At 67.1% G+C, this 13,865-nt stretch carries 4 protein-coding genes and 1 pseudogene; 1 reads left to right on the forward strand and 4 read right to left on the reverse strand.

Going from position 1 to position 13,865, the window contains the following annotated elements; genetic code table 11:
* Positions 1 to 311 precede the first annotated feature (311 nt).
* Positions 312 to 7,361 carry a polymorphic toxin-type HINT domain-containing protein gene (locus ACFXKZ_RS49235; RefSeq protein WP_380013943.1) on the forward strand — a complete coding sequence of 2,350 codons (7,050 nt, stop codon included), beginning with the start codon at positions 312 to 314 and terminating at the stop codon, positions 7,359 to 7,361.
* A 417-nt stretch (positions 7,362 to 7,778) separates the two neighbouring features.
* On the opposite strand, the pseudogene ACFXKZ_RS49240 reads toward ACFXKZ_RS49235, so the two are convergent.
* The 4 genes and pseudogenes from ACFXKZ_RS49240 to ACFXKZ_RS49255 form a co-directional block, all read right to left on the reverse strand.
* Positions 7,779 to 8,204, reverse strand: a pseudogene (locus ACFXKZ_RS49240) (ATP/GTP-binding protein); the annotation flags it as partial.
* Between the two features lie 70 nt (positions 8,205 to 8,274).
* Positions 8,275 to 9,366, reverse strand: coding sequence for a hypothetical protein (locus ACFXKZ_RS49245; protein ID WP_380013946.1), 1,092 nt, complete (start codon positions 9,364 to 9,366; stop codon positions 8,275 to 8,277).
* 485 nt (positions 9,367 to 9,851) lie between these two features.
* Positions 9,852 to 10,079, reverse strand: a complete 228-nt coding sequence (locus ACFXKZ_RS49250; protein ID WP_380013949.1) for a hypothetical protein — start codon at positions 10,077 to 10,079, stop codon at positions 9,852 to 9,854.
* Positions 10,080 to 10,870: 791 nt separating this feature from the next.
* Complete coding sequence (locus ACFXKZ_RS49255) at positions 10,871 to 11,491, reverse strand: hypothetical protein (RefSeq protein ID WP_380013952.1); 621 nt, start codon at positions 11,489 to 11,491, stop codon at positions 10,871 to 10,873.
* Positions 11,492 to 13,865: the final 2,374 nt, after the last annotated feature.

Below are 13,865 nucleotides of genomic sequence, written 5' to 3' on the forward strand. Positions count from 1 at the left end.
AGGTGCGCGGAACCTACCGGTTGGGAGCGGGCCGCGCGACGTGCCGCAGATCACATCGACCAAGTGATCTTGTCGACATGGAGCCGAACCCCTGTGAGAGGGGCGTGAATTGCCGAACTATGCGTTCCTGCAGGCGATTTGGCCGTGATATCGACGATCGAACAGCCTTCCAGGTTGTAGTGACGAAGTACACACTTCATCACGGGAACTCCCTTTACCTGCACGGGATCCACGCCCTACCGTGCGCTCCGTCTGTGATCTCTCGCCTGTTCGGGGGCGGGGTCCGTCCTGCCTGGTGGGGGTTGTCCGACATGCGTAACCGCTCGTGGGGAACGAAGAAGAAGCGATCCCGTCGTGAACACGGCGCGGGCTCGGCACGAATACTCGTCGTCGGGACGCTGCTGCTGGCCCTGACCGCGAACGTCGCCCCGGCCCAGGCCCTGGACTGGCTCGCCGACCCCCCGGACCCCAACGCCTGGTCCCCCAGCCCCCTGCCCAAAACCCCCTCCGTCCCCGGACACAAGGCGACAACACCCAAGGCCACGCCCCTCACCGGCGACGGCCACCCCACCTGGAACCCCGCCAAACCCGAGTGGCCCAAGGCAGCCGAAGCAGAGACCACCCCCGCCCCCGCATCCGGCTTCGTCGCCCGGGGCGGATCGTCCCTGCTCGCCGCCCCCACCGGCGGCAACGCCCCCGGCACCCCGGTCTGGATCACCACCCCCGACACCACCCCCGGCCCCCTGCGCACCGGCAGCCTCGCCGCCACCCCCACCGCCGCGACGAACACCCCCGCCGCCCGCGTGAAGGTCACCGTCGCCGACCACGCCGCAGCCGAGAAGGCCGGCGTCGACGGCGCCCTGATCACCGTCCGCCGCACCGACACCACCCCCACCCCCGGCAGGGTGACCGTCGGCATCGACTACACCGGATTCCGCAACGCCTTCGGCGCCGACTGGTCCACCCGCCTGCGCCTGGTCGCCATGCCCGAATGCGCCCTCACCACCCCCGACATCGCCGCCTGCCGCGTCAAAACCCCCGTCATGGGCGCCCGCAACGACCGCACCAAGAACCGCGTCCTCGCCGACGTCGACCTGGCCGCAGCCCCCGCTGCCGCGCCGGATGCGAGAACCGCGTTCGCACCGGCCGCCGGCAGCGCGATGATCCTGGCCACCACGGCGGACGCCTCGGGCCCCTCGGGCGACTACAAGGCCACGTCCCTGTCCCCGTCCGGCCAGTGGTCGGCCGGCGGCAACGCCGGTTCGATGAACTGGTCCTACGGCATCGCCGTCCCGTCCTCCATCGGCGGCACCGCCCCGACCGTCAACCTGGCCTACAACTCCGGCAATGTCGACGGCCGCACCACCTCCACCAACAACCAGGCGTCCTGGATCGGCGAGGGCTGGGATTACTCGCCCGGCTTCGTGGAGCGCTCCTACCAGGCCTGTGCGAGGGACGGCAAGGACACCTCCGGCGAGAGGTGTTGGTCCAACCAGAACACCCAGACCCTCTCGCTCAACGGCAGGTCGTCCGCGCTGATCCAGGACGACACCGACAAGAGCAAGTGGCGTCTGGAGGGCGACGACGACTCCCGGATCGAGCTTCTCACCGGCGCGGACAACGGCGACAACGACGGCGAGCACTGGCGCCTGACCACGGGCGCCGGTGTCCAGTACTACTTCGGCGTCGGCCACAAGCCCGGCACCACCACCGGCCCCGCCACCAACGCCACCTGGTCCGCCCCCGTCTACGGCAACGACCCCGCCGAACCCTGCTACAAGGCAGCCGGGTTCGACTCCTCCTGGTGCCAGCAGGCGTGGCGCTGGAACCTCGACTACGTCATCGACCCGCGCGGCGGCATGGTCACCTACACCTACAACCCGGAGACCAACCGCTACACCCGCGGCGCGATCCTCGTCGGCTCCGGCACCCTGACCGAGTACACCCGCGGCGGTACCCTCGCCAAGATCACCTACGGCTCGAAGACGACCGACACCACGCAGCCCACCGCCCAGGTCCTCTTCGACACCGCGGAGCGCTGCCTGAAGAAGGACGGGTTCGACTGCGACCCGGCCAAGATGACCAAGGCCAACGCGTCGAAGTGGCCGGACGTCCCCGTCGACCAACTGTGCGCGGCCACCGGCAAGTGCGAGAACTACTCGCCGTCCTTCTGGTCCACCAGGCGCCTGACGAAGATCACCACCCAGTCCCTGGTCGGCTCGACCTACCAGACCGTCGACGAGTTCGCCCTCGACCAGGACTACCCCGACCCCCAGGACGGCTCCTCCGCCACCCTGTGGCTGAACTCGATCACCCGCACCGCCTGGGCCGGCACGAAGAAGATCGACGTCCCCTCGGTCGACTTTGCCGGCACGTTCAAGCACAACCGCGTCGACATCGCCGGCGACCTCGCCCCGCCGATGAACCGCCGCCGCCTCACCGGCATCGTCAACGAGACCGGCGGCCAGACGACCGTCACCTACAACGACCCCGAGTGCACCCCCACCGCCCTGCCCACTCCGGATGCCAACACCAAGGCGTGCTACCCGATGTGGTGGAACTACGCCGACGGCGGCGAACCCGTCCTGCACTGGTTCCACAAGTACACCGTCGCCGCCGTCACCGAACACGACATCACCGCCTCGGTCCCCAACCGCTCCACCCGCTACGAATACCTCGGCGGCGCCGCCTGGCACCGCGACGACGCGGAGTTGACCGAGGACAAGGAAGCGTCCAGGCCCAAGAGCAAGGACCGCCGCACCTGGAACCAGTACCGCGGCTACGGCCAGGTCATCACCCGCAGCGGCGCGGCCCCCGACGCCGTCACCCAATCCGCCACGTTCTACCTGCGCGGCATGGACGGCGACGTGAAGAAGGACGGCACCAAACGCGCCGTCACCGTCACCGACTCCACCGACACCCCTCTCGTCGACGCGAACGAACACGCCGGATTTGCCTACGAATCCCAGAGGTTCACCGGCGACGGCGGCACCGTCGCCGCCACCACCTTGAACACCCCGTTCTCCTCGCCTGTCACCGCCACCCACACCCGCGCCCGCGGCCTGCCCCCACTCACGGCCCGCCGCACCGCCACCGAGCAGACCCGCACCCGCAGTCTCCTCGCCGACAACACCACCTGGCGCCAAACCTCCAAGACCACCACCTACGAACCCGAACACGGCCTCCCGGAGACCGTTTCGGACAAGGCCGACGGTCTGCCCGAGTACTGCGTCAAGACCATCTACGCGCACAACACCGCGGCCTGGATCATCGGCAGACCTACCGAGACTCTGTCCCTGGTCGGCGACTGCGACACCACCGCCACCAAGGACACCGTCTACGCCTGGGCCCGCACCCGGTACGACAACAAGCCCCAAGGCGAGATCGGCACGGTCGGCGACGCCACCTCCACCGACGCGGTCGTCGATTACAAGGCCGACGGCACCCCGAACTGGGTCACCACGGCCAAGTCGGAGTTCGACGCCTACGGCCGCGTGGTCAAGGCCACCGATGCCGAGAACAAGGTCACCACGACCACCTACATCCCCGCCGCAGGCACCCTACCCACCACGGTCGGCGTCACCGGCCCCACCGGCTGGACTTCCTCCACCACCTACGCCGGCACGCGCTATCTCCCCGTCAAGGCAGTCGACGCCAACGGCCTGGTCGTCGAGCAGGAGCACGACAGCCTCGGTCGCCTCATCGCCGTCTGGAAACCCGGACGCACCAAGGCGGACGACGCGAACCTGCAGTACGAGTACACGCTCAGCAAGACCGGACCCTCGGTGGTCACCACCCGCGCGATGCGGCTCGACGAGTTCTACTCGGTCTCGCACAAGATCCTCGACAGCTTCCTCCAGGAACGCCAGACCCAGGCCGCAACCGCCAACGACGCCTACGGTCGGGTGATCACCGACACCTTCTACGACAGCCTCGGCCGCCCGTACAAGACGAACCAGCCCTACTTCAACCAGGATTCCGGCCCGGACACCGCGGTGTTCGTCGGCGAAGACAACAAGGTCCCCGGCCAGAGCTCCGTCGTCTACGACGGCATGGGCCGCACCACCGCCCAGGTCTTCTCCTCCAAGGCCATCGAACAGTGGCGCACCAGCACCACGTACGCCGGCGCCGACGAGACCCGCGTGACCCCGCCGACCGGCGGAACCGCGACACTCTCGATCAGCGATGCCCGAGGCAAGCCCAAGGAGTTGCGCGAGTACGACGGCGGAACCCCCACAGGAACCTTCTCGACGATCACCTACACGTACACCCCACGCGAGGAACTGAAGACCGTCACCGACGCGGGCGGCAACACCTGGACGTACACCTACGACTTCCTCGGCCGCAAGACCCACGTCGAGGACCCCGACAAGGGCCCGTCCGACACCCGCTACGACCTCGTCGGCCGCGTCATCGGCACCACCGACGCCCGAGGCCAAAAGCTCGCCTACACCTACGACACCCTCGGCCGAAAGACCGCCTCCTACAAGGACACCGTCGCCGACGGCAACCTCCTCGCCGAATGGACCTACGACCGCTACGCCAAGGGCCGGGCCGACGGCTCCTCCCGCTACGTCGGCGGCAAGTCGGGCGCGAAGTACACCACCGAGATCACCGGCTTCGAACCCGGCACATACCTGCCCGCCGGCACCCGCACGACCATCCCCGCAGTGGAAGGCAAACTCGCCGGGATCTACACCACGAGCACCACATACGAGCCCGTCCTGGACCTGCCCTACACCACCACGCTCCCGGCACACGGCGGCCTTCCCGCCGAAACCCTCCGCAACAAGTACAACAACGCCGGACTACTCACCTCCCTGGGCGGAGCCAACGGCTACCTCAACCGGGCCGACTACGACGCCTTCGGCCGCAACATCCGCGCCACCCTGGGCAACACCCCCCTCCAAGCGGCGTTCACCAGCATCTACGACCCCGCGACCGGCCGCCTCCTGAACACCGAATGGTCCAAGGAGACCGGAACCACCGCGAACGTCGACGCCACCGCCTACACCTACAGGCCCAGCGGCGACGTCACCTCGATCAGCACCAAACGCGACAACAACACCACCGACATCCAGTGCTTCGCCTACGACACCAAGCGCCGTCTGAAGGAAGCCTGGACCGACACGGCCGGCACCACCACCCTCCCCGCCCCCAACGTCCCCGGCATCGGCGGCTGCACCACCCAGACCCCGAGCGCGGCGACCGTCGGCGGCCCGGACGCGTACTGGCAGTCCTTCGCCTACGACGCCGTCGGCAACCGCACCAAACTCGTCGACCACGACGCGACCGACGACCCGACCAAGAACGTCACCACCGAGTACGGCTACCGCGCCGGCGCCCAGCCCACCGACCGCACCCACCGCCTGGACTCGGTCACCGTCAAGACCGGCACCCGCGAGGCCGTCACCACGGGCCTGACCTACGACCAGTCCGGCAACACGAAGACCCGCCCGGGCGCCGACGCCAACCTCCAAACCCTCACCTGGAACGAAGAGGACAAACTCACCAAGGTCGCCTCCGCCACCGGCACCAGCGAGTACGTCCACGACGCCGACGGCAACCGCATCATCCGCCGCGAGGCCGGCAAAACCACCCTCTACCTCGGCCCCGACGAACTCACCACCAACACCGACCAATCCGGCCCGGTCGTCGGCACCCGCTACTACCCGACAGCGGGCGGCGCCACCGTCGTACGGAGCGGCAACGGAGGACTCGCCTACATGGCGGCCGACCACCACGGCACCCCGGTCGGCACCCTCGACGCCACCACCCTGACCGCAACCCGCCGCCAGTCCAAGCCCTTCGGCGAACCCCGCGGCCCGCAACCCACTCAGGCAGGCGGCCAATGGCCCGATGACAAGGGCTTCCTCGGCAAACCGATGGACGCCACCGGCCTCACCCATGTCGCCGCCCGCGAATACGACCCCGCCATCGGCCGCTTCATCAGCGTCGACCCGATCATGGACCTGACCGACGCCGGCCAGATGCACGGCTACACCTACAGCAACAACAACCCGGCAACCCTGTCCGACCCCACAGGCCTGCGCACCGGCCCCAACGACCCCCGCGTCGACAACCCCAACTACCCGAAGATCATCAACGAACGCGACAACGCCGCGTCGGCACCCCCACCCGTGACGACGGAAATCACCATCACGGAGACGATCACCAGCAACGACGAGGCCCCAAGCTACGGCTTCCAGTGCTCCGGCAACTGCCCACCGCCCAATAAGCCCAAGCCGAAGCCCGAAATTCCTATGTGGAAGAAAGTCGCGCCCGCCTTCGTGACGGTCCTCGCGGAAGGGGGCTGCTTCTTCGCCGCCGGAGCCGCAGGCGCGGCCACGGCAGGAACCGGCGGAGTAGCCGTCGGCGCGACTTGCGGAGCCCTCGGTGCCGCCACGTACAGCGCCGTCGACGAGGCAGTGGACCCCGGGGGAAAGCGCAGCATCCTCCAGCAACTCGTCGACGGCTTCACCGACGTGGGCCTGGGCGCCCTCACCGGCGGCGCGACCCAGCTACTGGTCAACAAGTTCCTCAGGGGCTGCCATAGCTTCGTCCCCGATACCGAAGTCCAGATGGCCGACGGCTCTACCAAGCCGATCCAGGACATCCGACCAGGCGACAAAGTCCTGGCCACCAACCCGGAGACCGGCGAGTCCAATCCCCGCACCGTCCTGGCGTCCATCACCACAGAGGATGACAAGGACTTCGCTGAAATAGCAGTCAAAACCGAAAACGGCGACGCTTTCATTATCGCCACCACGAACCATCCCTTTTGGTCTCCCGACCCCAAACAATGGGTCGATGCAGGGGACCTGAAGCCGGGGCAATGGTTGCAGACTTCCGCAGGTACCTACGTTCGCGTGGGCGCTATTCGAATTTTCGCCCGCGAACAACGCACGCATGACCTGACTGTCGATGTGGACCATGCGTACTATGTGCTGGCGGCGAACAGCGCGATTTTGGTTCACAACTCCGAAATCTGCCAGTTCAACTTCCGCGCTCCGAATCCCGATTTTCCACCGAGTACCTCTGTTATGCGGGAAATGGCAAAGCAGCCGACTGATGATTGTAGCAATAAAGACTGTTCCGAAATTGCAGAAGAGCTGCTCAAGGCTGCAGGTGGAAACGGTAGGGTAGTTTCCTTTAAGGGCGTGAAGGATACTTTGCTTGCGCCTGTACGTAGTGGCACTACAGAGTACACGTACCATCATGTCTATACTGATGGTCGATACGCGTATGATCCGAGGCTCAGTTCGAGTGCAATCCCATGGGGAGACTATATGCGGACGATCAAGGCGCTCAATCCGGGACTCAGATATGGTTCTCCAGGGTTTGATGGGTTCAATTCATGATCGATTCAACGGACGTACTTTCGGCTTTGAATGTGCATGGGCCAGTCCAATGGGCGCAAATTTCAGTCGGCCGTGACCCCGTGGATGACCTCGTCCGTCTCCCCTTCATTTCATGGCGCTACGTCAATGCTTCGGAATGCCTCCGGCAGAGGATTTTGAGCATTGTGGCGGAATTTATCGGGAATGTTGATTGGAGACTGGATACTTCGGGAAGAAATTGGCTGCTAATTCCCGGGCGATTGAGTCGAGAATCCGAAAATGTCGGAGATGGGAATGCGGATCTCCTGTTGAGTATCAAGCGATCCGATCAGGACTTTTGCATTAAGGCGACGGGGGATATGGCAATTCTATTGCAGGAGATCGGGGGGCTGCGTTTGTGAGTGGTTGCTGGTAGTGGGGCGGTATGGGGGTTAGGTTTCGCCGTTGTACCGGAATGGTTGGTCCGGGTACGGGGCTGGCGGCGAGGGCCTTGGCGGTCGCGGCCGGTGGCACGAGGACGTACGTGACCGGCACGCGTGGGTGGGCCTGCCCCGGCGGCGCCGGGACACGGCGGGCGTGGGCGAGGTGGCAGGCGCGCCCGACGTGGAGCAGCGCGGTGGTCTTGCCAGCGGCGGCGGGCCCGGTGACGATCAACGCCGGTCGTGCGGTGGTCCGTTGGTGACGGCCGAGGATCAGCGTGCGCACGTTCGCGGCGAGGGTGTCGATGGTCGGGGTGCGGACGCACGCGAACGCGGAGTGATGGGCCAGGCGTTCCTCCCGACTGCGTGGCGGTGCATCGGGCTCGGGTGGCGTCGGGGCCGGCGCGGTCACGAAGTCCTGCCGGCCCTGGTGACCGGCCGGGATTGTTCCGTGGTGTCGGTATCGGTGTGTACCCACGCGTTGCCTCTGTCGTCGCCCGACTGCGCACCGGGGGTCACCATTTCATGGCCTCCTCGTGGGCGTCGTAGAGCCCGTACCGCGTGTACGGCGGGGCGGGGGAGTCGGGGTCGGTTTCGTCGGCGTCCCACCCCCTCGGTGGTGACTCGTCGGGACCGTCGTCGAGTTCGTCGAGGCCGTCCTCGCCCGTCCCCGGGACGGTGCCGTCGAGGTACTGTTCCCGCCCTTCGCGCGCGGGGCGTCCCGGTGGGGGAATCCGGGTGGGCGTGCCGCGGGCGAGGAGGCGTTGTTCGGCGCGGGTGGCGCCTCCGGTGCGGGCGCGGCGCATGAGCCGGTCGAGGGCGTCGGCAAGGTTCGCTTCGTGGATGTCGGCGTCGGTGTGGGGGATGAGGGTGGCACGCACGTATTGCCAGGTGCGTTCGTCGAACGGGTGGTGGGCGTGCTCGCGGTGGATCCACGGGATCTCGGTCGACTCGCCGTCGGGCAGGCGGATCCACACCTGGCGGCCGTCGTGGGGGTTGTGGTGGACCTCCCATTTCCCGCCTCGGGCGGCGATGCCGGAGGGCTGCCCGCGAAGCGGGCCCAGGACCTCGTGGTCGTAGGTGCGGTGGTCGATGCGGATCCCGCGTTCGGTGACGGCCTGCCACCGCACGGGCAACAGTTCGAGGTAGTCGCCGCCGCTCAGCGGTACCGGCACGTACCCGCAGGTCGCGACCAGCGCGGCCCACATCCGGTTCGGCGCCGGCGCGACCCTTGGCAGCACCGGATGCCGCAGCCCCTCGTGAGGGCGATGGTGCCGGTGCACGACCCATTCGTCGAGCAGGTCCTGCAACCGGGCGACGCTGAAACACGCCTCACGCTCGGCGTCTCTGCCGCGTCGCCCGGCGTCGGAGCCGGTGTACCCGGGAAGGTGTCGGCAGAACGGGGAGTTGATCGATCCGAAGGTGCGCTCGACGATGCCCTTGGCCGTCGGCGCGAACGGGGGAGCCGGCTGCACGCCGATCCCGAGCGTCTCGCACGCGGCGGTGAACGCCCTCGACAGGAAGACCTCTCCGCGATCCACGACGATGGTCTCCGGTACCACGACCGGCCGCGCGGCAGCGCCTTCGAGGCGTTCGTCCAGCGACATCTGGCTCTGTTCATGAGTTTCGGTTCTGGCTCACATCCGTGATCCAGAGCCACGATCGCGACGCCGACAAAGCCACGACCCTTCGGACCGTGGACACCCTGCCTGAGCAGGGAAATCCCGCCACGGCCACCACGTTCGAAAGCCCGCCAGCATTCACGTTCATGGATAAAGCGGACCTTCGACTTCGGCGCAGCCGGCGTGTCGCGTGTGCGCTCGGCGTTCCGAAGCAGAAGACACCGTCTCCCGTCGCGATCTGGTCACCGACACCGACGCAGCCTATCCCGCGGCCCGGTTGTGCCCTTCGCATCGGACCCCAACGAGCCCCAAGACGGACCGCCACGCGCGCCGATGTGAACGTACGCAGCTCGACACCCGCCCCGCGACTCTCAGCTGGTCCCAAGGCCGACCGTCACGCCGTGCCCGGCACCTGGCATAACCCATGTCGCCGACGTGCATCAGGTCACCGAATAGATCGCTCGCATGGTCTACGGCTGGCCTAAGTCGCGTCGCATGGCGGCTCGCATGATTGTCCATTGGTTGATGACCCCCAACAGGTCCCGATGGATCTTGTCGATGTCGTCGTTCGGTTCCGGAACACCCTCCTCCACATATCTGATTCTGCGCAGTGCCGATGACAAGGTCGCGGAAACGGTTTCGAGTTCGGCCAGGACCTCGAGCGAGCCGGTCATCTGGATGTCGGCGATCTCTGCCACGTATGCCTGTCGAACGGTCTCGGCATCGTCGCGATCCCGGTCCCTGGACGCGGCCGCGTTGAACGGCCACCGCATAGTTGAGTAGCCGTATCCGGTATTGACGTGCGGCCGCGTTGGCCGTGACGTAGGACATCCGCTTGGCTTCCAGTGCAGTTTGGTGCACCACGTGGCGACGTTCCGCGTCGGCGAGGGTTTGCTGGTGCCGATGGATGTCCGCCTGTGTCTGTCGCGAAAGGCGTTGCGCAATGATCGGTGACACCAACGTCCCGACGATTCCGACGGCTGCCACCCCTAATGACACATATTCGCTAGCCATGGGACCTCCGTACAGCATCATCCCGCTTCTCGCCCATCACTGCCGAGAAATCATCGACATCGAAAGCGTCGGCGATGCATCGGACGTGGTCACCGCAACCCGAACGACGACCCGCCCTTGACCCCGTTGCGACCCTCGACCGGCCCGAAGGTTGACCGCCACCGCGGGCGCGAGAGACCTTCGCTTGATGCGCGTGGTTGCGACTCTCGGCGAGCCCGAAGGCGAACCGCCACCTTGTGGCCGACCCGTACAGGTGAGAGGAGACCCTAGAGTTGCGGCCCTCGAGCAGCCCGAAGGTCGGTCGCCACCGGCGAGCGGCAACCGACTCCCGTCGGGGCCGGCGTTGCGATCCCCGGTCGACCCGAATGTCGACCGCTACTCCGGTCCGCCGTCACACGCACCCCCCATATAGAGGGGTTGCGATCCCTGGGCGGTCCGGAGCTGGCTGCCGAGTTCTGCGGGGTGCGTTGGTTGGCTAGGAGGGCCGCGGCTTCGTCAGCCAGTCCCTGATCAGTTCCGCAGGCGGTGGTACCAACGAATGGGGAACCAACGCTTCGGTGATCGCCTGTGCCAGTTCGTCGATCGTTTTCGGGCGGTACCTGGGCGGGGTGATCCAGATTCGGGGTCTGCCATGTGGATCATCCTCATTGTGGATGATCTGGGCGTACAGGCAGTCGGGGTTCCGGTCGTATCCCCAGGTGCTGTAGCGATTCCAGCCGGGCATTGAGAAGGCGTGGAGCTCACCGACGTTCTCATCGGTGACAACAATCCGTCCTCCGGTTGGCGGCTGCGGGTCGGTGTACAAGGGACCGTAGACGATTTCCCAGACCCCGTCGTCATGTTCGAGAACGTCCATCGGGACGCGGCGTCCGAGAGCGCGCAGTTCCCGACGGAACGCCTCTACGTTGAGGCCGGCCTCGGCCGCGAGCCTCGGTAGGTCGGTCTCGGCGAGGTCGATGCCCATGATTTCGGGACCGTGGGGCCCGGACAGGCTGTGCGCGGTCTTCGTGTACTTGGCCAGGACCAGGAAGACCCGCAGGGTGATGTGGTCAGTGATGCCCAACCGGCGTACGTACTCAACCGCTTGCTTGCTCACTCCGGCTCATCCCTCCACATCGGGTGGTTGCCAGCGAGCCACGCTATCGCAGGCAGAGCCGGATACCGCGAAGTCGTTCCAGACTGGTGTGCGTTGCGGCGTCAGGAACGACTCTTCACACATCGTGCATCCGCAGTTGAACTCCGCACCACGACAGTGACATCGCAGACCTCGGTCAGCCTCGCGCGAGCGGGATCAAGTCGGGTTTGACCATAGCGATCCCCGGCCGGTCCGAGGACCGACCGTCACTGGGGAGTGTCCACCACTACGGCGTCCCGTGCCTAGTTGCGATCCTCGACCGGCCCGAAGGCCATTCGCCACCATTCCGGCGCCGATCCGGACGGTTGGACGCATGCGTTGCGATCCCCGACCGACCCGAGGGCCGGTCGCCACCGACCTGCGGATGCTGTTGCGACCCTCGGCCAGCCCGAAGGCTGGTCGCCACCGCCGCCTGGTCGTCGCGCAGGAGGGCCGCGCGGCGTTGCGATCCCCGACCAGCCCGAAGGCTGGTCGTCACTCCCTTGCGAACTACGAGGCCGTGCTGCGGTTCGCCCTCGGTCGACCCGAAGGTCGACCGCCACTCGGTTCCGGCGCCGTTGTATCCGTACGGGCCCGGTTCCGATCCCCGGTCGGTCCGAAGGTCGACCGCCACGCCCGCCGGACGTTCAGCCCGCTATACGGGTCCAGGTTGCGATCCCCGGCCAGCCCGAAGGCTGACCGCCACGACCGAGCCGTCCGTCTCGACCGCCACCGTCGCGACGTTGTGATCCCCGACCGACCCGAAGGTCGGTCGCCACGTGTAGGCACGGCTGGCCCGTCGGCGGCGGCTTGGCGGTTGCGATCCCCGGTCGGCCCGAAGGTCGACCGCCACGGTCCGGCGAGTGAACGACTGCCGAGCTTCACCGCGTTGCGATTCTCGACCGGCCCGAAGGCCGGTCGCCACGAGGCGGCGGCGGCCCGCCGCGCGGTCGCCGAGGCGGTTGCGATCCTCGACCGGCCCGAAGGCCGGTCGCCACTCTGGGGGCGTCAGGACTGAGCGTGATCGTCCGCCGGTTGCGATCCTCAGCCAGCCCGAAAGCTGACCGCCACTTCTCGCGAGCCTGGTCTCCCGACTGGAGCGCCGACGTTGCGATCCACGACCGACCCGAAGGTCGGTCGCCACGGACACCTGGACATCCCGACTGTCCCCCCCCGCGCAAGTTGCGATCCTCGATCGACCCGAAGGTCGGTCGCCACCCTGTCGGAGCAGGGAAATCCCGCCGAAGGCACTGTGTCCGGAAGCCCACCGACACTCACGTACTTGAGCAAAGCGGACCTTCGACCTCGGCGCAGCCAGCGTGTCGCGTGTGCGCTCGGGGTTCCGAAGCAGAAGGCATCGTCCCCTGCAGCGACTTCGTCACCGACACCGACGCAGCCTATCCCGCAGCCTGATCGCGCTCTTCGCATCGGACCCCAACGAGCCCCAAGACCGACCGCCACGCGCGTCGATGTGAACGTACGCAGCTCGACACCCACCCCGCGACTCTCAGCTGGTCCGAAGGCCGACCGCCACCTGAAGTCGCCGCACCGTCGCCGACTTCTTCAGGACCGGGACGAAGCAGTTGCGCTCCCTGACCAGCCCGAAGGCCGACCGTCACTGCGCCTGGTCAGCTCCGCCAAACCCGAGGCACCGCCGTTGCGATCCTCGGTCAGCCCGAAAGCTGACCGCCACGCCGCGGCCACCTCGAGGGCCAGACCCAGGCAGTGGGTTGCGATCCACGGCCAGCCCGAAGGCTGACCGCCACCTCGACGCCGAGTGCCGTCATGGAGTCCGTCCACTCGTTGCGACTCTCGGTCGACCCGAAGGTCGACCGCCGCGGGGCCAGGCTGGTCGGACTCGGCCATCGACGCACGGTTGCGACCCTCGGTCGACCCGAAGCTCGACTGCCACTCATGGCCACGGAAGGGGAGGCCGGGGGCCGATGTTGCGATCCCCGACCGACCCGAAGACCGGTCGCCATGAGCCTCGCAGTTGCGGCCCGTGCCCAGCTTGCGGTTGCGATTCCCGGCCAGCCCGAAGGTTGACCGCCACTGCCAGGCTGGAGAGCTGGGCTCGACCCCCGGCCGGTCCGAAGGCCGACCGCCACCGCTGGAACGGGCTGTCGCCTTGTACGCCTTGCGGTTGATCCACGGTCGACCCGAAGGTCGACCGCCACGAGGCGCGGGTAAACCCGTGACTCCGTCCAACCGTCGTTGCGATCCCCGGTCGGCCCGAAGGTCGACCGCCACTCCGGGCGGCATCCCGCTCAAGCGACAGATAGTCGTCGTTGCGATCCCGGTCGACCCGAAGGTCGACCGCCACCTGCCCAAGCAGGGAAATCCCGCCGAAGGCAGT

Source organism: Embleya sp. NPDC059237, from assembly GCF_042754105.1.
GTDB lineage: Bacteria > Actinomycetota > Actinomycetes > Streptomycetales > Streptomycetaceae > Embleya.

What these genes read in the sequence shown, in the direction of transcription:
- ACFXKZ_RS49235 (WP_380013943.1), top strand. Translation starts at nt 312, where the DNA reads ATGCGTAACCGCTCGTGGGGAACGAAGAAGAAGCGATCCCGTCGTGAA.
- ACFXKZ_RS49245 (WP_380013946.1), bottom strand. Translation starts at nt 9,366, where the DNA reads ATGTCGCTGGACGAACGCCTCGAAGGCGCTGCCGCGCGGCCGGTCGTG.